27 protein-coding genes are annotated in these 25923 nt (G+C 68.1%); 8 read left to right on the forward strand and 19 right to left on the reverse strand.

Annotated elements, in window-relative coordinates; translation table 11 throughout:
* Nucleotides 1–39: 39 nt before the first annotated feature.
* The 4 genes from rfbD to rfbB are packed head-to-tail and all read right to left on the reverse strand — an operon-like array spanning nt 40 to nt 3437.
* On the reverse strand, nt 40–942 hold the full coding sequence (gene rfbD / locus GEM_RS13200; protein WP_014897890.1) for a dTDP-4-dehydrorhamnose reductase: 903 nt from the start codon (nt 940–942) through the stop codon (nt 40–42).
* Nucleotides 935–1486, reverse strand: coding sequence for a dTDP-4-dehydrorhamnose 3,5-epimerase (gene rfbC / locus GEM_RS13205; RefSeq protein WP_014897891.1), 552 nt, complete (start codon nt 1484–1486; stop codon nt 935–937). Before rfbC ends, rfbD begins: the two co-directional genes overlap by 8 nt.
* Nucleotides 1471–2364 carry a glucose-1-phosphate thymidylyltransferase RfbA gene (gene rfbA, locus GEM_RS13210; RefSeq protein ID WP_014897892.1) on the reverse strand — a complete coding sequence of 298 codons (894 nt, stop codon included), beginning with the start codon at nt 2362–2364 and terminating at the stop codon, nt 1471–1473. The genes rfbC and rfbA overlap by 16 nt, the downstream gene beginning before the upstream one ends.
* An 11-nt stretch (nt 2365–2375) precedes the next feature.
* A complete protein-coding gene (rfbB, locus tag GEM_RS13215) occupies nt 2376–3437 on the reverse strand; it encodes a dTDP-glucose 4,6-dehydratase (protein WP_014897893.1) in 1062 nt (353 codons plus the stop codon).
* 344 nt (nt 3438–3781) lie between these two features.
* On the opposite strand from rfbB, the gene GEM_RS13220 reads away from it, so the two are divergent.
* Complete coding sequence (locus GEM_RS13220; RefSeq protein WP_014897894.1) at nt 3782–4621, forward strand: symmetrical bis(5'-nucleosyl)-tetraphosphatase; 840 nt, start codon at nt 3782–3784, stop codon at nt 4619–4621.
* 33 nt (nt 4622–4654) lie between these two features.
* Here the strand turns inward: GEM_RS13220 and GEM_RS13225 are convergent, their stop codons facing one another.
* The 8 genes from GEM_RS13225 to GEM_RS13260 form a co-directional block, all read right to left on the reverse strand.
* Nucleotides 4655–5512 (reverse strand): lysophospholipid acyltransferase family protein, encoded by an 858-nt coding sequence (locus tag GEM_RS13225; RefSeq protein ID WP_014897895.1) that lies wholly within the window; start codon nt 5510–5512, stop codon nt 4655–4657.
* A gap of 19 nt (nt 5513–5531) precedes the next feature.
* On the reverse strand, nt 5532–6809 hold the full coding sequence (locus tag GEM_RS13230) for a dihydroorotase (RefSeq protein ID WP_014897896.1): 1278 nt from the start codon (nt 6807–6809) through the stop codon (nt 5532–5534).
* 51 nt (nt 6810–6860) lie between these two features.
* Nucleotides 6861–7892, reverse strand: a complete 1032-nt coding sequence (locus GEM_RS13235) for an aspartate carbamoyltransferase catalytic subunit (RefSeq protein ID WP_014897897.1) — start codon at nt 7890–7892, stop codon at nt 6861–6863.
* 74 nt (nt 7893–7966) lie between these two features.
* Nucleotides 7967–8482, reverse strand: a complete 516-nt coding sequence (gene pyrR / locus GEM_RS13240; protein ID WP_014897898.1) for a bifunctional pyr operon transcriptional regulator/uracil phosphoribosyltransferase PyrR — start codon at nt 8480–8482, stop codon at nt 7967–7969.
* Nucleotides 8469–8918 (reverse strand): Holliday junction resolvase RuvX, encoded by a 450-nt coding sequence (gene ruvX, locus GEM_RS13245; RefSeq protein ID WP_014897899.1) that lies wholly within the window; start codon nt 8916–8918, stop codon nt 8469–8471. Before ruvX ends, pyrR begins: the two co-directional genes overlap by 14 nt.
* Nucleotides 8915–9493: a YqgE/AlgH family protein gene (locus tag GEM_RS13250; RefSeq protein ID WP_014897900.1), complete on the reverse strand. Its 579-nt coding sequence runs from the start codon at nt 9491–9493 to the stop codon at nt 8915–8917. Before GEM_RS13250 ends, ruvX begins: the two co-directional genes overlap by 4 nt.
* Nucleotides 9494–9675: 182 nt before the next feature.
* A complete protein-coding gene (locus GEM_RS13255) occupies nt 9676–10977 on the reverse strand; it encodes a hypothetical protein (RefSeq protein ID WP_014897901.1) in 1302 nt (433 codons plus the stop codon).
* 104 nt (nt 10978–11081) lie between these two features.
* A complete protein-coding gene (locus GEM_RS13260; RefSeq protein WP_004186709.1) occupies nt 11082–11252 on the reverse strand; it encodes a rubredoxin in 171 nt (56 codons plus the stop codon).
* Between the two features lie 253 nt (nt 11253–11505).
* Between GEM_RS13260 and GEM_RS13265 the strand changes: the two genes are divergently transcribed.
* Nucleotides 11506–12372 (forward strand): hydroxymethylpyrimidine/phosphomethylpyrimidine kinase, encoded by an 867-nt coding sequence (locus GEM_RS13265; protein ID WP_014897902.1) that lies wholly within the window; start codon nt 11506–11508, stop codon nt 12370–12372.
* A 191-nt stretch (nt 12373–12563) separates the two neighbouring features.
* Here the strand turns inward: GEM_RS13265 and groL are convergent, their stop codons facing one another.
* Together groL and groES are read right to left on the reverse strand one after the other, a co-directional pair.
* The gene (groL, locus tag GEM_RS13270) at nt 12564–14204 is read right to left on the reverse strand and encodes a chaperonin GroEL (protein WP_014897903.1); all 1641 of its coding nucleotides are present in this window, start codon (nt 14202–14204) and stop codon (nt 12564–12566) included.
* 46 nt (nt 14205–14250) lie between these two features.
* Nucleotides 14251–14544, reverse strand: coding sequence for a co-chaperone GroES (gene groES / locus GEM_RS13275; protein ID WP_014897904.1), 294 nt, complete (start codon nt 14542–14544; stop codon nt 14251–14253).
* Nucleotides 14545–15223: 679 nt separating this feature from the next.
* Here groES and GEM_RS13280 point away from each other — a divergent pair.
* The 6 genes from GEM_RS13280 to GEM_RS13305 all read left to right on the forward strand — a co-directional run bounded on the left by GEM_RS13280 (nt 15224) and on the right by GEM_RS13305 (nt 22978).
* Entirely contained in the window at nt 15224–16690 is a 1467-nt protein-coding gene (locus GEM_RS13280; protein WP_014897905.1) for a carbohydrate porin, read from the forward strand.
* A 77-nt stretch (nt 16691–16767) separates the two neighbouring features.
* Complete coding sequence (locus GEM_RS13285) at nt 16768–17901, forward strand: hypothetical protein (RefSeq protein WP_014897906.1); 1134 nt, start codon at nt 16768–16770, stop codon at nt 17899–17901.
* Nucleotides 17902–17912: 11 nt separating this feature from the next.
* A complete protein-coding gene (efeB, locus tag GEM_RS13290) occupies nt 17913–19199 on the forward strand; it encodes an iron uptake transporter deferrochelatase/peroxidase subunit (RefSeq protein WP_014897907.1) in 1287 nt (428 codons plus the stop codon).
* A 62-nt stretch (nt 19200–19261) separates the two neighbouring features.
* Nucleotides 19262–20296, forward strand: coding sequence for an iron ABC transporter substrate-binding protein (locus tag GEM_RS13295; RefSeq protein WP_041490543.1), 1035 nt, complete (start codon nt 19262–19264; stop codon nt 20294–20296).
* A gap of 2 nt (nt 20297–20298) precedes the next feature.
* Entirely contained in the window at nt 20299–21897 is a 1599-nt protein-coding gene (locus GEM_RS13300; protein ID WP_014897909.1) for an ABC transporter permease, read from the forward strand.
* 31 nt (nt 21898–21928) lie between these two features.
* Nucleotides 21929–22978 (forward strand): ABC transporter ATP-binding protein, encoded by a 1050-nt coding sequence (locus GEM_RS13305; protein WP_014897910.1) that lies wholly within the window; start codon nt 21929–21931, stop codon nt 22976–22978.
* 14 nt (nt 22979–22992) lie between these two features.
* Here the strand turns inward: GEM_RS13305 and GEM_RS13310 are convergent, their stop codons facing one another.
* The 5 genes from GEM_RS13310 to GEM_RS13330 are packed head-to-tail and all read right to left on the reverse strand — an operon-like array spanning nt 22993 to nt 25912.
* On the reverse strand, nt 22993–23508 hold the full coding sequence (locus GEM_RS13310) for an SRPBCC family protein (RefSeq protein ID WP_014897911.1): 516 nt from the start codon (nt 23506–23508) through the stop codon (nt 22993–22995).
* Nucleotides 23509–23531: 23 nt separating this feature from the next.
* The gene (locus tag GEM_RS13315) at nt 23532–24164 is read right to left on the reverse strand and encodes a LolA family protein (RefSeq protein WP_014897912.1); all 633 of its coding nucleotides are present in this window, start codon (nt 24162–24164) and stop codon (nt 23532–23534) included.
* Nucleotides 24161–24583 (reverse strand): quinol oxidase, encoded by a 423-nt coding sequence (locus GEM_RS13320; protein ID WP_014897913.1) that lies wholly within the window; start codon nt 24581–24583, stop codon nt 24161–24163. Before GEM_RS13320 ends, GEM_RS13315 begins: the two co-directional genes overlap by 4 nt.
* Nucleotides 24584–24611: 28 nt before the next feature.
* Nucleotides 24612–25400, reverse strand: a complete 789-nt coding sequence (locus tag GEM_RS13325; RefSeq protein WP_014897914.1) for an anti-sigma factor family protein — start codon at nt 25398–25400, stop codon at nt 24612–24614.
* On the reverse strand, nt 25397–25912 hold the full coding sequence (locus tag GEM_RS13330; protein WP_014897915.1) for a sigma-70 family RNA polymerase sigma factor: 516 nt from the start codon (nt 25910–25912) through the stop codon (nt 25397–25399). The genes GEM_RS13325 and GEM_RS13330 overlap by 4 nt, the downstream gene beginning before the upstream one ends.
* Between the last annotated feature and the right edge of the window lie 11 nt (nt 25913–25923).

A 25923-nucleotide genomic window follows, 5' to 3' on the forward strand; every position in this document is an offset into this window, starting at 1 on the left:
AGGCCAACTTAGTTCGGACAGAATTATAGCCGACGCCCCTTACTCACCCAGGCACAGCCGCAGTGCATCGTCCCAGGCCGGCATCGTCACGCCGAACGTCCGGCTCAGCTTGTCGAGCGCCATCCGCGAATTCGCCGGGCGCTTCGCCGGAACCGGATATTCGCTCGCCGGAATCGGCAGCACCTTCGGTGCAAGCTCGCCCATCGCGATGCCCAGGATCGCTTCCGCGAAGCCATGCCACGACGTCGCGCCGGACGATGTGAGGTGATAAACGCCGGAACGCTTCGCCCACCAATCGGCGACATCATCCGCGGCGGCTTGCTGCGCGACGATGTGCGAGGTGACGACGGCGATCGTCCGCGCCCAGGTCGGTGCGCCGACCTGATCCGCGACGACCCGCAGCTCCGGCCGCTCGCTGCCGAGTTTCAGCATCGTCAGCAGGAAGTTCTTGCCGCGCCGCCCGTACACCCAGCTCGTCCGTAGAATCAGGTGCGCGCAACCTGTCGCCGCGATCGCCTGCTCGCCTTCAAGCTTCGTCGCGCCGTAAGCGTTCACGGGATTCGTCGCGTCGGTTTCCGTATACGCACCCGTCTTCGTGCCGTCGAACACGTAATCGGTCGAATAGTGAATCAGCGCACCGCCGGTACGCGCCATCTCCTCGGCGAAGATGCGCGGCACGTCTGCATTCATGCGCCGCGCGGCGTCGACGTCGGTCTCGGCCTTGTCAACCGCCGTGTACGCGGCCGGGTTCACGATCAGCGACGGCCTCACGTCCCGCACCAACGCACGTACGCGATCAAGATCGGTCAGATCCAGCATCGACCTGTCGCACGGCACCACGCGTCCGAGCCCCTGCAGCGCGCGCAGCAATTCGAATCCGACCTGGCCGTTCACGCCCGTCACGAGGATCGTCGGTTCAGGATGCACGCCGCCCTCACGCATAGACGTCGGCCTCGGTCAGGCGCTTGCCAGCCGCATCCTTCGGCGCCAATATCGGTGCCACATCGATCGGCCACTCGATCCCGATTTCCGGATCGTCCCAGACGATGCAGCGCTCATGCTCGGGAAACCAGTAATCGGTCGTCTTGTACAGGAACTGCGCGGCCTCGGACAGGACGACGAAACCATGCGCAAAGCCGGGCGGGATCCATAGCTGCCGATGGTTTTCGGCCGACAGCACGAAGCCGACCCATTTACCGAAATTCGGCGAGTGCTGGCGGACGTCGACCGCGACATCGAACACCTCGCCTTCCACCACGCGCACGAGCTTGCCCTGAGCGTGCCGGATTTGATAGTGCAACCCGCGCAGCACGCCCTTCGACGAACGCGAGTGATTGTCCTGCACGAACGCGATGCCCGGCTCCACCTGCTCCGCAAACTCGCGGGCATTGAAGCTTTCGTAGAAATAGCCGCGCGCGTCGCCGAACACCTTCGGCTCGATGAGCTTGACTTCGGGCAGCGCCGTTGCCGTTACTTGGATAGCCATGCGACCTGGTTCGTGAGAAGGTTCCTGAGGTACTGCCCGTATGCGTTCTTCGACAGCGGCTGCGCCAGCTTCAGCACCTGTTCCGCGTCGATCCAGTGCCTGCGGTACGCAATCTCCTCGGGGCATGCGACGACGAGCCCCTGCCGCTTCTGCAGCGTCGCGATAAAGCTCGCCGCTTCGATCAGCGAATCGTGGGTACCCGTATCGAGCCACGCATAGCCGCGCCCCATGATCTCGACGTTCAGCGCACCGTCCGTGAGATATCGCGAATTGATGTCGGTAATTTCCAGTTCGCCGCGCGCCGACGGCTTGATGTCGGCCGCGATGTCGCACACCTGGTTGTCGTAGAAATACAGCCCCGTGACCGCATAGTTCGAACGCGGCTTCGCGGGCTTCTCCTCGATCGACACGGCACGGAACGACGCGTCGAATTCGACGACACCATAACGCTCGGGATCCTGCACGTGGTAGGCAAACACCGTCGCCCCGGCCTCGGTGGCATACGCGCGCTCGAGCTGCTTCGCAAGGTCGTGCCCGTAGAAGATGTTGTCGCCGAGGATCAGCGCCGACGGATCGTTGCCGACGAAATCCCGGCCGATCACGAACGCCTGCGCGAGGCCATCCGGTGACGGCTGCACCGCATACTGGATATTCATCCCCCACTGACTGCCGTCGCCGAGCATGGCTTCGAAGCGCGGCGTATCCTGCGGGGTCGAGATGATCAGGACGTCGCGGATTCCCGCGATCATCAGCGTCGACAACGGGTAGTAAATCATCGGCTTGTCGTACACCGGCAGCAGCTGCTTCGACACGACATGCGTGATCGGATACAGACGCGTGCCGGAACCGCCGGCGAGAATGATGCCCTTGCGTGCCATCGATCGGCTCCTCAAACGCGTTCCGCGTAGTTGGTTTCAACCCACTTGAGGTATTCGCCCGATGCGACCTCGTCGACCCACACCTGGTTGTCGAGATACCAGGCGACCGTCCTTGCAAGACCGGTCTCGAACGTCTCGGCTGGCTTCCAGCCGAGCTCGCGCTCGAGCTTGCGCGCGTCGATCGCATAGCGGCGATCGTGGCCGGGACGATCCGTCACATAGGTAATCTGATCGCGGTAGGACCCTGCGGACTTCGGCCGCGCGTGGTCGAGCAGATCGCACAACGTATGCACGACCTCGAGGTTCTTCTTCTCGTTCCACCCGCCGATGTTGTACGTCTCGCCGGGCACGCCGCGCGCGAGCACTTCACGAATCGCGCTGCAGTGATCGCCGACGTACAGCCAGTCGCGCACGTTCTGCCCGTCACCGTAGACGGGCAGCGGCTTGCCGGCGAGCGCATTGGCAATCATCAGCGGAATGAGCTTCTCGGGAAACTGGTACGGGCCGTAGTTGTTCGAGCAGTTCGTGGTGAGCGTGGGCAGGCCGTACGTATGATGATAGGCGCGCACGAGATGATCGGAGCCGGCCTTCGTCGCCGAATACGGGCTGTTCGGCGCATACGGCGTGGTTTCCGAGAACTGCGGATCGGTGGCCGACAACGAGCCGAACACTTCATCCGTCGATACGTGCAGAAAGCGAAAAGCCGCCTGGTCGGCTTCGTTCAGGCCGTTCCAGTATGTCCGCGCGGCTTCGAGCAGCGTGAAGGTGCCCACCACGTTGGTCTGAACGAAATCCGCCGGCCCGTGAATCGAGCGATCGACGTGGCTTTCGGCGGCGAAATGCAGGACTGCGCGCGGCTTGTGTTGCGCGAACAGTGCGTCGAGTGCGGCGCGATCGCAAATGTCTGCGCGTACGAACACATGCTTCGGGCTCTCGTCCAGCGACTGCAGCGTGCGACGGTTGCCGGCGTAGGTCAGCTTGTCGACGTTGAGCACGGCCTCGTCGGATTGACGCAGCCAGTCCAGTACAAAATTGGCGCCGATAAAACCCGCACCGCCCGTCACCAGGATCATGAGGCTCCCTCTAGTCATACGCGGCAGGCCTCAAGCACGAGCCGCCATCATTTCGAACCGCGACGGCATCAACGCACGCGTCGCTCAAGGCGGGAATTCTAACTTCTCACCGTGACCGTCAAAGTCATGAAATGCTAATTTTGTCGAGGAAGCGGCAATTATAGGAAGCAAGCCTATGCAAAAGCCATGCTGCTAACAACTTGAAACAGTGCTCCACGCTCGGCAACACGCATGAAATTATGTTTTAAATCAATACGTTAAACTGGCACAATATTGTGCCGCAACGCAGCGCCGCAGTTACGCCGTTTCCCATTCAGCGTCAACACTTTTCACAACCGCCACTCATGCCGCCCACCCCCATCGCCATCGGCGACATCCAAGGCTGTCATTCCGCTTTCCAGTCTCTGCTCGAAAAGCTTTCAGCTTCTGCCGACACCCCGCTATGGATCGCCGGCGACATCGTCAACCGCGGCCCGGCTTCCCTCGCGGCGCTGCGTGCGCTGGTCGAGCTCGGCCCGCGCGTGACCGCCGTCCTCGGCAACCACGACCTGCACCTGCTCGCGGTCTCCGCCGGCATCCGTACCGAGCGCCCGGGCGACACGATCGGCGAAATCCTCGACGCACCCGACGCCGAAGCGCTGCTCGACTGGGTGCGGCACCGCCCGTTCGCGCACTTCGAACAGGGCATGCTGCTCGTCCATGCAGGCGTGCTGCCGCAATGGGACACCACGCTCGCACTGGAACTTGCGGACGAACTGCAGCGCGCGCTGCGTGCGCCGGACTGGCGCGAGACCTTGCAAAAGCTGTACGGCAACGAACCGAACCAATGGAGTCCTAACCTGAAAAAACGCGACCGGATGCGCGTCGCGTTCAACGCGTTCACACGCCTGCGCTTCTGCACGCCCGACGGTGCGATGGAGTTCAGGGCCAACGGCGGCCCCGACAGCGCGCCGCCCGGCTACCTGCCGTGGTTCGACGTGCCGGGCCGCCGGACCGAGGACGTGACGCTCGTGTTCGGCCACTGGGCCGCGCTCGGCCTGATGCTGCGCGACAACGTGGTCGCGCTCGATTCGGGATGCGTTTGGGGAAACCAGTTGTCGGCCGTGCGACTGACGGCCGACCCGGCGCAGCGCGCGGTCGCGCAGGTGCAGTGTGAAGCGTGCCGCACGCCGGGCGGCGAGTGACCCGCGCGCCATGCGCGCGGGCAGCATGAAGCATCAGCCTTCGCGCCCCGGCACCGGCTCCTCCGCCGCCGCGTCGCCCGCCGCACCGGCGCCGAGTTCGGTCGCCGGATACGCATGCTTCTCGAGCTCCGCCAGCGACTCGGGCGACGGCTTGCCGACCTTCTCCTGCAGTGCCGCCAGCGCGGCCGCGATTGCATCGCGCGCCGCCGCGGAGGTTGCGCGGCGGTCGCCGCCCGGCGCGATCGGCGCGCCCACATACAGGTGCGCGACGAGCGGACCGCCGCGCAACACCATGTCGAGCGACTTGCCGAGCGACAGCTCGCCCGTATAGGCCGGCGCGACCGACTGCCGCCCCTGCGCGTCCTCGTACATCAGGCAGATCGGCTGCACCGCGCAGCCGGCCGACACCGCGGCCTGGAACAGGTTCGCATGGAACGGCAGCAGCGCCTGCCCGTCGGACGTCGTGCCCTCCGGAAACACGCACATCAGCCCGCCGTTGCGCAGGCGCTCGGCCATCTCGTGCATGATCCGCATCGCCTCGGTACGCTTCTCGCGCTGCAGGAACACGGTATCGAGCTGCTCGGCGAGCCAGCCGACGACCGGCCACTGCCGCACCTCGGCCTTCGACACGAACGGCGTCGGCCGCCACGCGTTGATCGCATAGATGTCGAGCCAGGAGACGTGATTGCCGACCACGAGCGCGCTCGCGTCGAGCCGCGCGCCGTCGTTATGGACGACGATGCGCATCCCGCAGATCCGCAGCATCTTGAGCGACCAGCGGCGCGTCATCTCGGCGCGGCGCGCGGGCGTGACATGCGAAAAGCGCAGCGCGACGATCGCCATGCCGCGCAGCAGGTGAAAGACGAGACGCAGCTTGCGAAGAGCGGTCATGGCGAAGATCCGGCTTGGTTCAGTGGCGCTCGAACGCGACCTGCCCCGCCACGAGCGTCGCGCGCACGCAGGCCGGCAGTTCGTAGCCGAGGAACGGCGAGTTGTGGCCCTGGCTCTTCAGCGCACGCGGCTCGACGCGCCAGTGCGCGCGCGGGTCGAACACGCACAGGTCGGCCGCGCCGCCTTCGGCCAGACGGCCGGCCGGCAGCTGCAGCACGTCGGCCGGCGCGGCCGTGATGCGGCGCAGCGCCAGCGCGAGCGGCGTGTTCGTTTCATCGGCCCACTTCACCGTGAGCGACAGCAGCAGTTCGAGCCCCGTCGCGCCGGGCGTCGCTTCGCCGAACGGCAGCAGCTTCTCGTCGTCGTCGACCGGCGTGTGATCGGAGCAGATCGCGTCGATCGTGCCGTCGGCGAGCGCCGCGCGGATCGCTTCGCGGTCGCGCTCGCTGCGCAGCGGCGGGTCGAGCCGGAATTGCGAATCGAAGTAGCCGATGTCGATGTCGATCAGGTGCAGGTGGTTCACGCCGACGTCGCACGTCACGGGCAGCCCCTCGGCCTTCGCCGCGCGCACGAGCGCGAGGCCGGCCGCCGACGACAGGCGGGCGAGGTGCACGCGCGCGCCCGTCACGCGCATCAGTTCAAAGATGGTGTGCAGCGCGATCGTCTCGGCCGCGACCGGCACGCCGGACAGCCCGAGCCGCGACGCGAGCGCACCGCTCGCGGCGACGCCGCCGCGGCCGATGAACGCGTCGAGCGGACGCAGCCACGTGGTAAAGCCGTAGGTGCTCGCGTACTGCAGCGCGCGCAGCAGCACCTGCGTGTCACGCACCGGCACGTTGGCATGCGTGAAGCCGACGCAGCCCGATTCGGTCAGCGCGACCATCTCGGTGATCACTTCGCCCTTGAGGCCGACGGTGAGCGCGCCGAGCGGATGAACGTTCGCCTGGTGCAGGTTGCGTGCGCGATACTTGAGCATCTCGACGAGGCCCGGCTCGTCGAGCACGGGGTCGGTGTCCGGCGGGCACACGAGGGTCGTGACGCCGCCCGCGACGGCCGCGGCCATCTCGGACGCGAGCGTCGCCTTGTGCTCGTAGCCGGGCTCGCGCAGCCGCGCGCACAGGTCGACGAGGCCGGGCGCGACGATCAGGCCCGACGCGTCGATGGTCTTCTCCGCGTTGAAACCGGCCGGCGCCGTGCCGAGCGCGGCGATCTTGCCGTCCGCGACGAATACGTCGGCCTGCCGTTCGGTGCCGGCGACCGGGTCGATCAGCGTGCCGCCTTGGATATGAATCTTCATGCGCTGTCTGTGAATGCGTTGATTGCGTGAAAGGGATGCGCGAAAGCGGGCTCAGTCGCTGTTGCCGGCGACGATGCCCATCACCGCCATCCGCACGGCGATGCCGAACGTGACCTGGTTGAGGATCACGGACTGCGGCCCGTCGGCGACCTGCGAGTCGATCTCGACGCCGCGGTTCATCGGGCCGGGGTGCATCACGATCGCGTCGGGCGCGGCAAGCGCGAGGCGCTCCGGCGTCAGGCCCCAGGTCTTGAAGTACTCCTGCGCGGACGGCAGCAGCGCGCCGCTCATCCGCTCGTTCTGCAGGCGCAGCATGATGATCACGTCGACGCCCTTCAGCCCTTCGTCGAGGTTGTGGTACACCTTCACGCCCATCTGCTCGAGACCGCCCGGCAGCAGCGTGCGCGGGCCGATCGCGCGCACTTCCGGCACGCCGAGCGTGGTGAGCGCGTGGATGTCGGAGCGCGCGACGCGCGAATGCAGGATGTCGCCGACGATCGCCACGCGCAGCTTCGTGAAGTCGCGCTTGTAGTGACGGATCGTGTACATGTCGAGCAGGCCCTGCGTCGGGTGCGCATGACGGCCGTCGCCGGCGTTGATCACGTGCACGTGCGGCGCGCAGTGCTCGGCGATCAGGTACGGCGCGCCGCTCGACGCATGGCGCACGACGAACAGGTCGGCATGCATCGCCGACAGGTTGTTGATCGTGTCGAGCAGCGACTCGCCCTTGCTCGTCGACGACGCATTGATGTTCAGGTTCAGCACGTCGGCCGACAGGCGCGTCGCGGCGATCTCGAAGGTCGTGCGCGTGCGCGTCGAGTTCTCGAAGAACAGGTTGAACACCGACTTGCCGCGCAGCAGCGGCACCTTCTTCACCTCGCGGTCCGTCACGCTGACGAACTGCTCGGCCGTATCGAGGATGTGGTTGACGATCGAGCGCGGCAGGCCCTCGATCGACAGCAGGTGTTTCAGCTCGCCGTTTTTCGTGAGCTGCGGGTTGCCCTTCAGGAAACCGTAGCGGAACCGCTCGGGGCTCGCGGCCGCAGCAGGATTGCCGGTGCGGCCAGTGGTGTCGGTGGTCATGGTGTGCGTGATTCCAACTATGCAAACGGGCCGCGGCGCGAACCGGCGGCCCGGGATACGGTTGCGCGGTTCGCTCAGGCGCCGTGCGCCTCGATGCGCAGCGTGAACTGCGCGGCGTCGTCGCGTGCCAGCACGAGCGTCGCATCGGCCGGCACGTCGAGCGTGCCGCCCGCGAAGCGCGCGGCGACCGGCAGCTCGCGGCCGCCGCGATCGGCGAGCACCGCGAGTTCGACCGCGGCCGGACGGCCGTAGTCGAACAGTTCGTTGAGCGCGGCGCGTACGGTGCGGCCGGTGTACAGCACGTCGTCGACGAGCACGATGCGCGCGCCGTCGACCTCGAACGGCAGCGACGTCGGGCTGGCCTGGCTGTGCAGCCCCTTCTTCGCGTAGTCGTCGCGATGCAGCGCGACGTTCACGACGCCGAACCCGGGCGCGCCGAGATCGCGCGCGAGGCGCTCGGCGAGCCATGCGCCGCCGCTGTGGATGCCGGCGAGCCGCGGGCCGCCCGGCTCGGCGAAGGCCGTGCCGTACGCGTCGCGGATCTGGTCGAGCAGGACGCGGTAGAGCGCGTCGGCGTCAATGGAGCTCATGGTCGGACAATTGATCGAGATACTGTTGAAGGATCACGCGTGCGGCCTCGGCATCGAGCATCTCGGCGCGTGCGCGGCCGCGCACGTTGCGCTCGCGCAGCCCGGCCTCGGCCTCGACCGACGAATAGCGCTCGTCGACCCACGTGACGGGCAGCCCGAAGCGGCCGTTCAGCTGGTTGCCGAAGCGCTTCGCCTGCTGCGTCATCTCGTGCGGCGTGCCGTCCGGATGCATCGGCAGGCCGACGACGAGCGCGTCCGGCCGCCATTCGGCCAGCAGTTCGCCGACCGCCTTGAAGCGATGCTCGCGGTTCAGGTTGGGAATCACGACGAGGGCGCGGGCCGAACGCGTCAGCGCATTGCCGATCGCGACGCCGATCCGCTTCTCGCCGTAGTCGAACGCCAGGAGCGTCGCATCGCGCGCGCTCGCGCCACTCATGCGTGCCCTGCTTCGCCGGACAACATCGACGAGCTGACGCCGAGCAGGCCGAGCGCGGCCTCGAAGCGTTCCTCGGCCGGCGTGTCGAACACGATGCGCGGATCGGCGGCCACGGTCAGCCAGCCGTTGCGGGCAATTTCTTCCTCGAGTTGCCCTGCGCCCCAGCCTGCATGGCCGAGCGTCAGCAGGAAGCGCTTCGGGCCGGTGCCCGTCGCGACCGCCTCGAGCACGTCCTTCGACGTCGTCATCTCGAGCCCGCCCTCGACCGACATCGACGAGTTGTAGTTCGCGCCCTCGACCGGCTCGTGCAGCACGAAGCCGCGCTCGGTCTGGACCGGGCCGCCGAAGTACACCGGAATGTGCAGCAGCGGCTCGATGTCGAGCTTCAGGTCGATACGGCTGAACAGCGATTCGAGGTCGATATCGGTGGGACGATTGATGACGAGGCCGAGCGCACCGCGCTCGCTGTGATCGCAAAGGTAGACCACCGTTCCCGAAAACGTCGGATCCGCCATGTTCGGCATGGCGATCAGGAACTGGTTGGTGAGATTGATGCGATCGGAAGGCTTTGACATGGTTTGAATTTTAGCAAAGACGCCGCGACCTGACCGGGCCGCGATCAACAAGCAACGCCGCGCGACGCTGGCAACGACGCACGCGGATCACACGGCACTCTAACACGCGCGCGGGCCCTGTCGGCAGCGTGTTGCCGGCCCGCGCCACAAGGGCCGCCGCCGCGTATGCGCCCCGTTGCGCGTCAGGTCCGGCCGAGCGCCGTGCCGAGCGCTTCGGACGCCGCGGTCAGGTCCGGCGGCGCCACCCCCGCCGCGATCTTCAGCAGCGCGGCGCGCAGCATGTCGGACGCGCGGCGCTGCACGTCGAGGCCGCCGCCGGCGAGCCGCACGCCGTGCGCGGCGCGGCGCCACGCCAGCCCGAGCGTATCGGCCAGCAGCGCTGTGTGGCCGAGCCCGAGCGCGCACGCGGCGGTACCGACCCGATAACCGGCGGCGGAGGCGCGCCAGGCAGCCCCCGCATCGGCCGCGACCGGATCGGCCGCGAGATCGGCCATCGACGCGTCGGCGGTCTGCAGGAAATCCTCATAGGCATGCGCGTTGACGGTCACGACACCGAGCGTGCGGGTGGGCGCCGTCGCGACCGCGTCTTGCTCGGCCCGCGCGGCGTCGGCCTCCCACAACGCTTCCGAGGCGGGCGTGCCGGCGACGTGCCAGTCCACGGTCAGCCCGTAGTCGTGCAGCACGTCGACGAACGCGACATCCTCGGCGGCCGCGCCGAACAGCGCGAAATCGCGCCACAACAGCGCAAGCGTCTCGCGCACGAACTCGGGCGGCGCGCTGCGGCGGCCCTGCGCGTGCTCGCCGAGCAGCAGGTTGGTCCGGGCGAGGAAACGTTTCAGTTCAGGTGCGGCGCTGGCACGCAGCGCGCGCAGGCAGGCGGCGGCGAGCCGCCAGTAGTCGTACGGGGCGCCGTCGGCCAGCGCGGCCAGGGTCGCATCGAGTTCGTCGAGTGCCGCGTCCGGCGTGCCGTGCGGCGCGCGCAGCACGCCGAGCAGGGCCCGCTCGTAGCGGGCCCGCGCCCGGGTCGCGAACGCGTCGGGCAACGCACGCAGCGTCGCTGCGGGCACCGCGCGCCCGACGAGTGCCAGCACGTCGAGCGGCACGTTCGCGCGCAAGTCCGCCGCGCCTTGTGTGCGCAGCGCACGGAAATGTCCGAACAGAACAGGCGAGCAGGCCAGCTCGCGCAGGTTGTGGCGTCCGACCGCCGTCCGGAAATCGTCCAGCGCGACGCGCCAGGCGGCACCGGCCGGTTCGGCGACGACGAGCGGCGCCGCGGCGGTCAACTGCCCGGCGAAACGCGCGGCCGGCAGCCAGCCGGCTTCGGCCAGCACGGCAGCCGCGGCCGACAGCGGCGTTGCCGCGTCATCGCGACGCTCGAAGGCGTCGGCGGCCGCCGCGAGCCACGCGTCGGCCGAGCGCACGGCCCCGCCACGCGGGTTGGGCAGTGCGTCAGGGTGGGGAACGTTCGCCGGATCGGACGTCATGGACACGCGCACCTGTCATCGTCGAGTCGCTCGCGCCGGCCGCGGCGCGCAAGCGCCGGGCAACCGCGAGGCCGGAGCGGTGTGTCCGTGGGCCGGGGGTCCGGTCAGATCTGGACCATCTCGAAGTCTTCCTTGCGGGCGCCGCATTCGGGGCACGTCCAGTTGATCGGGACGTCTTCCCAGCGCGTGCCCGGGGCGATGCCCTCTTCGGGCAGCCCAGCTTCTTCGTCATAAATCCAGCCACAAATCAGGCACATCCAGCTCTTGTATTCCATCTTAAGCCGCGTCGGGAAAGTCGGTAAATTCGGGAGCCATGATGGTACCGTGTCGGGGCCGGACTGCCTAGCAATCGCAATGGAGTACGGCGACTACGTTGCGCTGCGCTAAAAAATCCGTCGTGCGGGCCGGATTCCGCCGCATAATGGCTGCAAAGTGCGGCCTGCCGGGCAACACAGGGCAAAAAAAGGCCCACTCGCCCCGCCGTCCGCATCTCCGTCGCTTCCCCGTTTTTTCTTGCCCCATTTTTACATGTCCAGCAACGCCCCTCCGATCGTCCTCACCTTCGGCCTGTCCGATCCCACCGGCGGCTCCGGCCTCCAAGCCGATCTGATGACCCTGGCGAGCATGGGCTGTCACGGCGTATCCGTCCTGACGGGCTATACCGTGCGCGACTCGGCCGCCTGCGACGAAGTGACCGGCCTCGATCCCGATGTCGTCGCCGCCCAGGCGCGCATGCTGCTCGAGGACATGCCGGTTGCCGCGTTCAAGATCGGCGCGGCGACGCGCGCGGAAGTCGTGAGCGCGATCGCCGAAGTGGTCGCCGACTACGACGGCGTGCCGCTCGTGCTCGCGCCGGACTTCACGCTCGACGACGAGCACGTCCTTGCCGCCGACGACCTGCGCGAATCGATCGCCGACCTGCTCGCGCCGCAAACGACGCTGCTGGTCGCCGACTACGCGACGCTGATCGCGCTCGCGCAACCGGACGGCGATGCCGAGGCGCCGAATCTCGACGCGGCCGTGTCGCACCTGCTGTCGCAGGGCTGCGAATACATCCTGTCGTCGGAGACGGGCTCGCACCGGCTCGTCAACACGCTGTACGGCGAGGAAGGCCAGCTTCGCGAAGACATGTGGGATCGCTCGCCGCACCGGCTGATGGGCATCACCGACACGCTCGGCGCGGCGATCGCCGCGCTGCTCGCCAATGGCCAGGAGCCGCCCGAAGCGGTTCGCGAAGCGCAGGAGTACCTGTATCAGGCGGTACGCGACGCGTTCCGGCCCGGCATGGGCGCGTACCTGCCCGACCGGTTCTTCTGGGCCCGCAGCAATGACGATGCGGATACGCCGCCGGCCGTGAAGGCCGATCCGGTGCCGAGGACTTCGCACCGGCATTGACGCACGCATGGCGGCCCTGCGCCGCCGTCGCGCGCGCCTGATCATCGCTTCGGGGCGGCACGGCCGCCCCTTTTCGTGCGCGTCGCGAATTCCGCGCGCGCAAATAAAAAAAGACCCGCATCGCTGCGGGTCTTTTCTTTTGGCTGGAACGCGCATCGCTGCGCGTTCCGGACACAATCGACCGAAGTCGATTACATGTCCATGCCCATGCCGCCCATACCGCCCGGCATGCCGCCGGCCATCGGTGCGTCTTCCTTCGGCAGTTCTGCGACAGCTGCGTCCGTCGTCAGCAGCAGGCCTGCAACCGAAGCTGCGTTCTGCAGTGCGGTGCGCGTGACCTTGGTCGGGTCGACGACGCCGGCTTCAACCATGTCGACGTACTCGCCCGTTGCTGCGTTGTAGCCGTAGTTGCCCGTGCCTGCAGCAACTGCCGCCACCACGACGCTGGCTTCTTCGCCGCCGTTCGTGACGATCTGGCGCAGCGGCTCTTCCATTGCGCGCAGCACGATCTTGATGCCGGCGTTCTGGTCGGCGTTCGCGCCGGTCAGGGCTGCGATCGCGGTGCGAGCGCGGATCAGCGCAACGCCGCCGCCTGCCACGATGCCTTCTTCCACAGCTGCGCGCGTTGCGTGCAGTGCGTCTTCGACACGTGCCTTCTTTTCCTTCATTTCGACTTCGGTCGCAGCACCGACCTTGATCACTGCCACGCCGCCGGCCAGCTTGGCCACGCGCTCTTGCAGCTTTTCACGGTCGTAGTCCGACGTCGCTTCTTCGATTTGCGTGCGAACTTGCTTGACGCGCGCTTCGATGTTCACGGCTTCGCCTGCGCCGTCGATGATCGTCGTGTTTTCCTTGCCCACTTCGATGCGCTTCGCCTGGCCCAGTTCTGCCAGCGTTGCCTTCTCGAGCGTCAGGCCGGTTTCTTCCGCGACGACTTGACCGCCGGTCAGGATCGCGATGTCTTCCAGCATGGCCTTGCGGCGATCGCCGAAGCCCGGCGCCTTGACCGCAACGGTCTTCAGGATGCCGCGGATGTTGTTGACGACCAGCGTTGCGAGCGCTTCGCCTTCGACGTCTTCAGCGATGATCAGCAGCGGACGGCCAGCCTTCGCGACTTGCTCGAGCACCGGCAGCAGATCACGGATGTTCGACACCTTCTTGTCGTGCAGCAGCACGAACGGGTTGTCGAGGACGGCGACTTGCTTGTCCGGGTTGTTGATGAAGTACGGCGACAGGTAGCCGCGGTCGAACTGCATGCCTTCGACGACGTCGAGTTCGTCGGCGAGCGACTTGCCGTCTTCGACGGTGATCACGCCTTCCTTGCCGACCTTGTCCATCGCTTCAGCGATGCGATCGCCGATCGACGTGTCGCTGTTCGCCGAGATCGAGCCGACCTGTGCGATTTCCTTGTTCGTCGTGCACGGCTTGCTGATCTTCTTCAGCTCTTCGACAGCCGCTGCGACTGCCTTGTCGATGCCGCGCTTCAGGTCCATCGGGTTCATGCCCGATGCGACGTACTTCATGCCTTCGCGAACGATCGATTGCGCGAGGACGGTTGCCGTCGTCGTGCCGTCGCCTGCGTTGTCGCTGGTCTTGGAAGCCACTTCCTTGACCATTTGCGCGCCCATGTTCTGGAGCTTGTCCTTCAGCTCGATTTCCTTCGCGACCGACACACCGTCCTTGGTGACCGTCGGGCCGCCGAAGCTGCGCTCGAGCACGACGTTGCGGCCCTTCGGACCCAGCGTGACCTTGACTGCGTTGGCGAGAATGTTCACGCCTTCGACCATCTTCGAACGGGCGGAATCGCCGAATACGACGTCTTTAGCTGCCATCTTCTAACTCCTTGAATTCTTGGGAATATGTACCGTCGGCGGACGCTTACTGCGCGTTGACCACGGCCATGATGTCTTCTTCGCGCATGACCAGCAGTTCCTGGCCGTCGACCTTGACGGTCTGACCAGCGTACTTGCCGAACAGGACGCGATCGCCGACCTTCACGTCGAGCGCGATCGCCGCGCCCTTGTCGTCGCGCTTGCCCGGGCCGACCGCGAGGATCTCGCCTTGATCCGGCTTCTCAGCAGCAGCTTCGGGGATCACGATGCCCGAGGCGGTCTTGGTTTCCTGATCCAGGCGCTTGACGATCACGCGATCGTGCAAAGGACGAAGGTTCATATTCACTCCTCTCTTGACTGAGATTGAAGAACGCTTAGGGAATCTGCCCGGCGGATCGCCCGGCAGAGAATTGTTAGCACTCTCGTGCAGCGAGTGCTAATTATATGGACGGGTTTTGACAAATTCAAGAAGGGGAACCGGACGAATTTTCGCGGCGGCAAAGCGCCGGGCAAACCACACGAAACCAGAGAAAACCCCTTTAAAAACAAAATCCTGAGCAATCCGTACCGGCACGATCGGCGCGCGCGCGGTGCCCTGAAAATCATTCAGCCCCGTTTTGACACCGGGTAAGCACGGAGTTCCGGCGGCCGGCGACGTCGCAAGAAAAAACCTGCGCGAGCGCCAGGGCCGTCCATCGCAACACCCTCTTCGCGCACGTCGGACTCCCCTCGCGCCGGGCTCCTCGCCGCACCATCGATCCGGATCGATTCATTCAATTTTATTACGTATATCTTACAGTTTATCTCAACATCAAACGTGCTCGACGCCCATCCGTAAGCCACCCCATTACATTCAGTAATTTAGATGCGAATCATTCTCGTTTACATTGACTTTCGCATTTGACACTCCTACGATGCGCCGCGTTGCGTTCATCTTCGTGCCCTGGCCAAACGGTGCCGAGCGTCCGGACAGCGACCGACATGCAGGACTCCACACTAAATAGAACCAGGGATTTGATATGAAGTTTGCGTCGTTCCAGGGAGACAGCGTCCGCGCCCGGATGCGCCCCGCCGCGTGCGCGGCCCTCGTCGCCGGCGCGGCGCTCGCCAGCGCTGCCGCTTACGCGGACACGCCGGTCGACGCGCAACCCGAAGCGCCCGAGGCCGACCTCGCGATCCAGGCGAAGCCGACCAACATGCTGACCGGCATCTGGACCCGCCAGAACCTGCTCGGCGACATGGGCGGCATCCGCCCGTGGCTCGGCAAGTACGGCGCGACGCTGCAGATCACCGAAACCAGCGAATACCTCGCGAACCTGCGCGGCGGCCTGAACCGCGGCGGCACCTACGACGGGCTGACGACGGCCACGCTGACGGTCGACACGCAGAAGGCGATCGGCCTGCCCGGCGGCACGTTCAACGTTAGCGCGCTGCAGATCCACGGCCGCAACCTGAGCGCGGCGAACCTCGGCACGCTCAACACCGCGAGCGGCATCGAGGCGCAGGACACGACGCGCCTGTGGGAGCTGTGGTACCAGCAGTCGTTCCTCGACAAGCGCGTCGACGTGAAGATCGGCCAGCAGAGCCTGGACCAGGAGTTCATGGTCAGCACGTACGCGAACAGCTTCGTCAACACGATGTTCGGCTGGCCCGCGCTGCCGTCGTACGACCTGCCGAGCGGCGGCCCCGCGTATCCGCTCGCCGGCCTCGGCGTGCGCGTGCGCGGCCAGATCACGCCGAAGCTCACCGCGCTCGCGGGCGTGTTCGACGGCGATCCGCTCGGCAACAACCCGAACAACCTCAGCGGCACGAACTTCAACCTGCACAACGGCACGCTCTACATCGGCGAGTTGCAGTACGCGCTGAACCAGCCGTCCGACGGCGAGATGGACACCGGCCGCTCGGCCGGGCTGCCGGGCACCTACAAGATCGGCGTCTGGTATCACAACGGCCGCTTCGCGGACCAGAACGTCGGCACCGACGGGCTGTCGCTCGCGGATTCCGCCTCGAACGGCAACGCGCAGCAGCATCACGGCAACTACAGCTTCTACGCGGTGGCCGACCAGATGATCTGGCGCCCCGACCCGAGCGGCCCGAGAAGCCTCGGCGTGTTCGCGCGCGTGATGGGCGCGCCGGGCGATCGCAACCTCGTGAGCTTCGCAGCCAACGCGGGCGTCGTGCTGAAGGCGCCGTTCGCCGGCCGCGACAACGACAGCGTCGGCCTCGCCGTCACGTACATCCAGGTCGGCAGCCACGTGACCGACCTCGACCAGGCCGCGCAGCAGGCCGCGGCCAGCCCGTACGGCGTGCGCACCCGCGAGACGACGCTCGAAGCGACCTACCAGTACCAGGTCAACCCGTGGTGGATCGTCCAGGCCGACGCGCAGTACACGTTCAATGCCGGCGCCGGCCAGAACCCGAACGACGCGACCCGGCCGCTGCGCAACACGTTCGTGCTCGGCGCGCGTACGACGATCACGTTCTGAGCGACGCGCCCACGCCACCCGCACCTGTCGCCCATTTTCGCGCGCCGCCCGGGCGGCGTGCTCCCCAGGAGACTCACATGATCCAATCCGCCCCGCTTCGCCGCCTCGCGACGGGCGCACTGGCCGCCGCCGCGCTGACGGCCGCCGCCGGCGCACTCGCCGAGCCGCAAGGTTTCCTCGAGACCCTGCATCGCCACACCACGCTCGTCAACACGGTGCCGGACAACGGCGACCAGAACCCGTACGCGATCGCGGTCGCGCCGGTGTCGGCCGGCACGATCCAGGCGGGCGACGTGCTCGTCGACAACTTCAACAACTCGGCGAACCTGCAGGGCACCGGCAGCACGATCGTCAACTACCGCCCGTCGACGAAGCAGCTGAGTCTGTTCGCATCGATCCCGCGCGACCTGAAGGCATGCCCGGGCGGCGTCGGCCTGTCGACGGCAATGACGATGCTGAAATCCGGCTGGGTGATCGTCGGCAGCACGCCGAGCAACGACGGCACGACGAACACCAAGGGCGCCGGCTGCCTGATCGTGCTCGATCCGCAGGGCAAGATCGCCTCGACGTGGTCGACCCCGAACATCAACGACCCGTGGGGCAACATGGCCGTGGTCGACCGCGGCGACAGCGCGACGCTGTTCGTCAGCATGGCCGGCTTCGGCGTCGGCGGCGCGGACGGCAATCCGCCCGTCTACAAGCAGGCGACCGTGCTGCGCCTCGATCTCGACGTGCCGGCAGGCAAGCCGCCCGTCATCAAGCAGGAAACGATCGTCGCGAGCGGCCTCGGCGCGCAGGCCGACAAGGGTGTGTTCCTGGTCGGCCCGACCGGCCTCGCGTTGTCCGGCGACCAGAAGAAGCTGTACGTGTCGGACGCGATCGGCAACCGGATCGTCGAGATCGACGACCCGCTCACGCGCGAGACCAGCGCGGGCGTCGGCCGCCAGATCACCGCCGACGGCTTCCTGCGCCGTCCGCTCGCGCTCGCGACCGCACCGAACGGCCACCTGCTCGCGACCAACGCGCAGAACGGCCAGGTCGTCGAGATCGACCCGGTCGCCGGCAAGCAGATCTACGCACGCTGGATCAATACCGACAAGGCGCAGACGCCCCCCGGCAACGGCAACCTGTTCGGCATCGCAATGACGCCTGAAGGCGACGGCTTCTACTACGTCGCGGACGACGTCAACACGCTGTTGCTCGCGAAGTAATGGAGCCCACCATGGCAGACGATTCCAACCAGCCACCACGCCCCGCGCGGCGCGGTTTCCTGAAGGCGGGTGGCGCCGCAGTGGCCGCCGGCCTCGCAGCGGCATCGATCCCGGCCGCGAAGGCCGCGGATGCGCCCGCCGCCGCGCACGACGGCGTCGAGCCGTTCTACGGCCAGCACCAGAGCGGCATCGCGACGCCGCAGCAGCGCCACGCGTATTTCGCGGCGCTCGACCTGACGACGGCCCAGCGCGCGGACGTCATTGCGCTGCTGAAGACCTGGACCGACGCTGCCGCGCGGATGACGCGCGGCGACACCGCGCAACCGCTCGCCGTGACGGGCAGCGACGACGTCGCGCCGGCCGACGGGGGCGACGCGCTCGGCCTCGGCCCCGCACGCCTGACCATCACGTTCGGCTTCGGGCCAGGCCTGTTCGCGCTCGCGGGCAAGGATCGCTACGGCCTCGCGAAACATCGCCCCGCCGCGCTCGTCGACCTGCCGCGTTTCAACGGCGATCAGTTGCTGCCCGAGAAAACCGGCGGCGACCTGTTCATCCAGGCGTGCGCAGACGATGCACAGGTCGCGTTCCACGCCGTGCGCCAGCTCGTGCGCCTTGGCGCGAAGGCGACGCAGATGCGCTGGGGCCAGGCCGGCTTCACGTCGGGCAAGCCCGGCGAGACGCCGCGCAACCTGATGGGCTTCAAGGACGGCACGATGAATCCGCCGATGTCCGATCCGGCCGCGATGAATGAATTCGTGTGGGCCGGCAGCGAAGGCCCCGCGTGGATGAACGGCGGCACCTACACGGTCGTGCGCCGGATCCGCATCACGCTCGAGCACTGGGATAACACGGAGCTCGGCTTCCAGGAGCAGGTGGTCGGCCGCCACAAATACAGCGGCGCGCCGCTCGGCCAGAAGCACGAGTTCGAGGCGCTCGATCTCGATGCGGCCGACAAGGACGGCAACCCGGTGATCCCCGACAACGCTCACGCGCGCCTCGCATCGCCGCAGCTCAACAACGGCGCGCAGATCCTGCGCCGCGCGTATTCGTACAACGACAGCGCGAACTTCTACATCGAGCGCTGGCCGCCGTGGCGCCAGCAGACCGAGTACGACGCGGGGCTGATGTTCGTCGCGCACCAGCGCGACCCGCGCCGCGGCTTCATCCCGATCAACGAGAAGCTCGCGAAGCTGGACATCATGAACCAGTTCACCACGCACGTCGGCAGCGCGATCTTCGCGTGCCCGCCGGGCGCGCAACCGGGTTCATACATCGGCGCCGCACTGTTCGAAGCATGACGGTGCGACGACGTACGACGCACTCCTTCCCGGTCCGTCCGGATGCAACCTACGACCACGACATGAACACTTCACCCGTTAGCCGCCCGCTGCGGCACCTGATCTCGGCAGCCGCCGCCGCGCTGATGCTGAGCTGCGCACTGCATGCGATGCCCGCGCGCGCGGCCACGCTGACGCTGTACAACGCGCAGCACGAGCAGGTCGTCAACCAGCTCGTCAAGGACTTCGAAGCACAGAGCGGCATCACCGTGAAGGTGCGCTCCGGCGAAGGCCCGGCGCTTGCCGCGCAGCTGCTCGCGGAAGGCGACCGCACGCCGGCCGACGTGTACTTCACCGAGAACTCGCCCGAACTCGTGCTGCTCGATCACAAGGGCCTGCTCGCGAAGACCGGCGGCGCCGCGCTGCAGGCCGTGCCCGCGCGCTTCAATCCGGCCGACGGCAACTGGGTCGGCGTGCTCGCGCGCGAGAACGTGCTCGTCTACAACACCGCGAAAACCCAGCCGCAGCAGTTGCCCGCGTCGCTGCTCGACCTTGCGAAGCCCGAGTGGAAGGGCAAGGTCGGCATCGCGCCGAGCGACGCCGACTTCCTGCCGGTCGTCAGCGCCGTGCTCGCGCTGCACGGCGAGGCCGCGACGCTGCAATGGCTGAAGGGCCTGAAGACCAACGCGCAGATCTTCGACGACGACGAAGGCGTGACGGCGGCCGTCAACCGCGGCGGGGTCGTGACCGGCATCATCAACAACTACTACTGGGACCGTCTGCACGCCGAACTCGGCGACAAGTCGACCCGCAGCGCGATCCACCACTTCGGCAACGGGGACGTGGGTGCGGCCGTGAACGTGTCGGGCGTCGCGGTGCTGAAGGCCTCGAAGCGTCAGCCGGAAGCGCAGAAGTTCGTCGAGTATCTGGTCAGCGAGCGCGCGCAGAAGCTGATGGCCGGTGGCCATGTCAGCTTCGAATATCCGCTGCGCCCCGGCGTCGCGCCCGATCCGATCCTGAAGCCGTTCAATGAACTGCACCCACCGGCGCTGACCTTCGATCAGCTCGGCGACGACAGCCAGGCCGGCAAGCTGCTGCGCCAGGCCGGCCTGCTCTGACCATGAGCGACGCCGTGTCCCGCACGGCCCACGCCACGCACGACGGTGAGCGCACCGCGACGCGGCGGCGCCCGTCGCGTGCGCTCGTCGCGGCGGCCGCGTGCGGGCCGCTCGCGATCCTGCTACCGCTCGGCTTCACGCTGTACCGCGCCGCGACCTTCGGCGTCGACGACGCGCTCGAGCTGCTGTGGCGGCCGCTCGTCGGCGAACTGCTCGTGAATACGCTGTCGATCACGCTGGCCGCCACCGTCGCGTGCGCGCTGCTCGGCACGGCGCTCGCGTGGTTCATCGAACGCACCGACCTGCCGGCGCGGCCGCTGTGGAGCGCGCTCGCCGCCGCACCGCTCGCGGTGCCGCCGTTCATCACGAGCTACGCGTGGGTGTCGCTGAGCCTCGACCTTCAGGATTTCACCGGCGCGCTGATCGTGCTGACGTCCGCGTACTTTCCGCTCGTCTACCTACCGGTGGCGGCCGCGTTGCGCGAACTCGATCCCGCGCTCGAGGAAAGCGCGCGCACGCTCGGCTGCTCGCCGTGGCATACCTTCTTGCGCGTCGTGCTGCCGCAGCTGCGCCCCGCGCTGTGCGGCGGCATGCTGCTCGTCGCGCTCGGCGTGCTGTCCGAGTTCGGCGCGTTCCAGCTGCTGCGCTTTCGCACGTTCACGACCGAGATCTACGCGGAATACCGCACCGCGTTCGACGGCGGCGGCGCATCGCTGCTCGGCTGCGTGCTGATCGCGCTGTGCCTGCTGTGTCTCGCGATCGAGGCCCGCGCGCGCGGCCATGCACGCTACGGCCATACGCACCGCGCCGCGCGCCGCGGCGCGATGCGCTATCCGCTCGGGCGCCTGCGCGGCCCCGCCGTCGCGGCATTCGCCGCGCTGTCGGCCGCAACGCTCGGCGTGCCGCTCGCGATGATCGGCTACTGGCTCACGCAACAGGGCGCGGCGGCCGTCACGCCGGCCGACGTGTCGCCCGAGCTCCTGCTGCAGACCACGCTCGCCTCGGCCGGCTACGGCCTCGCGGCAGCGGCCGTCACGACGCTGCTCGCGCTGCCGCTCGCATTCCTGCTGGTACGCCATCCCGGCCGCGTCGCGATGCTGCTCGAACGCACGGCGATGACCGTGCAGGGCGTGCCGGGCATCGTCGTCGCGCTCGCGATCGTGTCGATCACGGTGCGGCTGCTGCAGCCGCTGTACCAGAGTGCGCCGGCGCTGGTCGCCGCGTACGCGATCCTGTTCCTGCCGCTCGCGACCGTGAGCGTGCGCGCGGCGCTGTCGCACGTGCAGGTCCGCCTCGAGGAAACCGCGCGATCGCTCGGCCTCGGCTGGCGCGCGACGCTGGCGCGCGTGGTGCTGCCGCTTGCTGCGCCCGGTCTCGGCGCGGCCGCGACGATGGTATTCATCTCGGTCGTGACGGAGTTGAACGCGACGCTGCTGCTGTCGCCGATCGGCACCCGCACGCTCGCGACGCAGGTATGGAGCGATACGGCGACGCTCGCGTTCGCGGCCGCCGCGCCGTATGCGGCGCTCCTCGTCGCGCTGTCGCTGGGCGCATCGGGACTGCTGTTCCTGCTGCTCGGCCGCGCGTCGGTGCGTCACTGAGCGTGCCGCCCTCCTTTCCCCGGAACCGCCCATGAGCGAACTACGCATCCACGGCCTGTCGAAATCATTCGGATCCCACACCGTCCTGCACGACATCGATCTCACGGTGCGACGCGGCTCGCGGCTCGCGCTGCTCGGCCCGTCCGGCAGCGGCAAGACGACGCTGCTGCGCGTGCTGTGCGGCTTCGAGCACGCCGAACGCGGCACCGTCGAGATCGACGGCCGGCGCGTGGCCGCGCCCGGCCTGCACCTGCCGCCCGAGCAGCGCCGGATCGGCTACGTGCCACAGGAAGGCGCGCTGTTCCCGCATCTGTCGGTCGCCGACAACATCGCGTTCGGGCTGCCGCGCGCGGCGCGCCGGCGCCATCATCGCGTCGACGAACTGCTCGAGATGGTCGGGTTGCCCGCGTCGTATGCGAGCCGCGTGCCGCAGCTGCTGTCCGGCGGGCAGCAGCAGCGGGTCGCGCTGGCGCGCGCGCTCGCGCCCGAACCGTCGCTCGTGATCCTCGACGAGCCGTTCTCCGCGCTCGATACCTCGCTGCGGCACGAAACGCGCAGCGCGGTCGCCGATGCGCTCGCCGCGGCCGGCGCGACGTCGGTGCTCGTCACGCACGATCAGCCCGAGGCGATGACGCTGGGCGATGAAGTCGCGGTGATGTGGCAGGGGAGGCTCGTGCAGACGGCCGCGCCGCAGACGCTGTACCGGCAGCCCGTCACACGCGACGTCGCGTCGTTCGTCGGGCAGGCCGTGTTGCTCGCGGGCCACGTGCGCGAGGGGCGCATCGCATGCGCGCTCGGTGCGCTGCCGCTCGTCGCGCCACTGCCCGACGGGCCGGCCGACGCGATGCTGCGCCCCGAGCAGATCGGCATCGTGCCGGCCGCGCATGCCGATGCGGCACGCGCTCATGCCGCGCGGGTCGAAGCCACGCAGTTTGCCGGGCAGGACGCCGACGTGCTGGTGCGCCTCGACGCCGATGCCGACGCACGCGTGCGCGCACGCGTGCCAGGGCACCGGTGTCCGGCCGTCGGCGAGCGCGTGGCGCTCGTCGTCGACGGTGCAGTGATGGCGTACCCGCGCTGACGGGCGCGCCGGGTTCAGGCGTCGGCGCAGTCCGCGCCGTCGACCGGCCGGAAGGTTCGACCGTCCGCTTCGACTTCGGCGCCCAGCCGGCGCGCGAGGCCTTGCGCGCCCGCGCGCATCACGACGTCGTGATTCCACCTGAACAGCGGGCGCGCGAACGGCTCCAGCCAGTTCATCCAGCGCTCGCGCGTGCGGATGTGCCAGTCGTACCGGACGACGGTGCGCGCATCGGTGCCGGCGAACGACCAGCGTCCATCGCCTTCGATCGCGCCGCTCGCGCGCCCTTCGAGCACATGGGGCCACTCGACGCGCAGCACGCGCATGTCGAAGGTCAGCCGGTACGGCAACGCCCCTTTCCAGGTATATCGCTGCAGCGCGCCGACGCCGTGCGCGTCGCCACGCTCGATCTCGACGGTCCGCACGGCGCCCTTCCACCAGTCGGGCCAGCGGTCGACCTGATAGATCGCGTCCCAGACCACCGCGAGCGGCGCGTCCACGTGCCAGACCGTCGAAAACCGGTATTCCGCCATGCAGCCTCCGGCCTGAATCGGGATCAGGGGGCGAAAAAGCGTGCGGGAAACGCGACGTCGATCTCGACGTCGTCGAGCGTCACGGTTTCGAGCGGCTCGCCGTCGCCGTCCGCGAAGCTGACGACCTTCAGCGGAAAGCCGTCCTCGGCGTCCAGCCACAGCCGGTAGCGATGCACGCCGCCGACCACGTGCGCGGGCGCGCCGGTCACCGACACGCGTAGCGCGCTCCGGCCGCCGACGGTTTCCTCGCCTTCGGTCACCGTCGCGCCGCCCTGCTGCAACGCGTGGACGTTGCGCAGCAGTTCGCCGACGTCCGACCGGTCGACCCGGTGGCCGCTGCGGTCGCGCACGAGCGGATTGGACGGCGACAGCGTCAGCGCGGGCGGCGCATGCTCGCCGAACGGGCGCAGCCGGACCTTGCCGGCGTCGGGATCGTAGGCGAGCACCGCGCCGTGATGGGGTGACACGAAATCCATCCGGACGAAACCGGGTTTCAGGTACGCATAGCGGATTTCGGTGTGCTCGCCGCTTCTGGCCGACGAGCGGATCGTCGCGCGGTACGAGTGGACGTGGTCGAAATGCGCCTGCGCGACGGTCACGGGGTCGGCTGTCATGCTCGCTCCTATCAGGCTCGCGGCCAGCAATGCGGCAATCATGGCGCCGCCTCGACGTCGAGCACGCCTTCCATCCCGCGCTCGCGATGGCTGCGGAACAACAACAGCCGATGCGTGCAATAGTAGGCGAAGCGGCCGGGCTCCGTCGGTGTGAAGCGCAGGATACGCGGCGTCGTGCTCAGGTCGGTATGGACCGTGATGCCGGCCTGCGGCGCATCGATTTCGAAACTGTGCGGCACGAGGCCCGGTTCGGCCGAGACGGTCAGTTCGACCGGCACGTGCGCTCTGACGATCACATGCTTCGGGCGAAAGAAATAGCTGCCGCCGACGATCGCCACCCGCTGCACGCCGTCGGCGTCGACCGGCACGCGCAGCGGCGCATCGCCGTCCGCCCGCGCGAACCCGGCGCCCGCCACGAGCACCACCGCTACCATCGCCGCCTTCGCTGCCCTCGCGTTCATCATTGGCTCCCTGCCGAGGTCGCGCGCGTCAGCCCTTCCACGCGTCGGTCGGCCCGCCGAGCGCGCCGCATGCGTCGATCGCGAGCTCGCGCAGGCGTCGTTCGTCGGCGCGCCCGGACAGCGCATAACCCATGCCGCGGTCCGACCAGAAATACGTGTAGCGGCCGTCGGCCGACATCGCCTGGGGCGCGAAGCGCCGCGCATCGTAGGCCGTCATGTACAGCGTCACGCGCTTGCCGTCCGCGCGCTGGTACATCAGTTGCACCGCCGGCCCCGCGTCGCCCGGCAGCAGCCGGCCGCCCATCAATGCATAGCCATATTCGTCGAGCGACGGCGCGCGCACGGGCCGCCCGAGCCGCACGGACAGCCACGCGGCAAGGCGCGCCGGATCGCGGGCGTCGACCTCGACCGGGTGCTCCCGATCGGCCGCGTACACGGCGTACGCGACGTCCGCGCGCGCGGCGAATGCCGGCTCGACGCCGAATGTCGTCCAGCCCGCATGCAGCGCGACGCCGATCACCAGCCCTGCTGCCAGCCCCGCGCATGCGTACGCGAAGCCGCGCCAGCGCGGCGCGCGGCGCTGCACGAACAGCGCGGGTGCGGCGCCCGGCAGCGGGAACAGCGCATGCAGTGCATCGCGCTGCGCGCGGTAATGCGCGAACCGGTCGGCTTCCCGCGGATCGGACTGCAGCCGTTCGAGCACCTCGAGGCGCTCCTGCCCCGACAACTCGCCGTCGAGCAGCGCCGACAGCAGCCGGGCGGACGCATCGGCATCGTCGTCCCGATCGTTCGATGGTTTGTGCGGATCGTCCATCATGTCTTCCCGATCACCCGTAACGCGGCCGTGCCGCGCGCCGGCGGCTCGCCCGACAGCAGCGCACGCATCTGCTCGCGCGCGCGCGACAGCCGCGACATCACCGTACCCACCGGCACGCCGAGCACCTGTGCGGCGTCGCGGTAGCTCAACTCCTCGAGCGCGACCAGCAGCAGCACCTCGCGCTGCTCGACGGGCAGCCGATACAGCGCGCGCTGCACGTCGCGCAGGATCAGGCCGCCGATCTCGTCGGCCGGCGCGGCCATCGTCTGCCACGGCGCCGTTGCATCGTCGACCGCGATCTCGTGCCGCGCGCGCAACTGGTCGATGAAGCGGTGGCGCAGCAGCGTCAGCAGCCACGCGCGCAGGTTGCCGCCGTCGCGCGGCGGCCGGTTCAGCGCACGCTCGAGCGTGTCCTGCACGAGATCATCGGCCCAGGCCCGGTCGCCCGTCAGCGCGCGCGCATACCGCGTGAGATGCGGCAGCCACACCAGCAGGTCGGATTCGTAGCTCATCCCGATGCCTC

It is taken from the genome of Burkholderia cepacia GG4 (genome assembly GCF_000292915.1).
Taxonomy (GTDB): Bacteria; Pseudomonadota; Gammaproteobacteria; order Burkholderiales; family Burkholderiaceae; genus Burkholderia; species Burkholderia cepacia_D.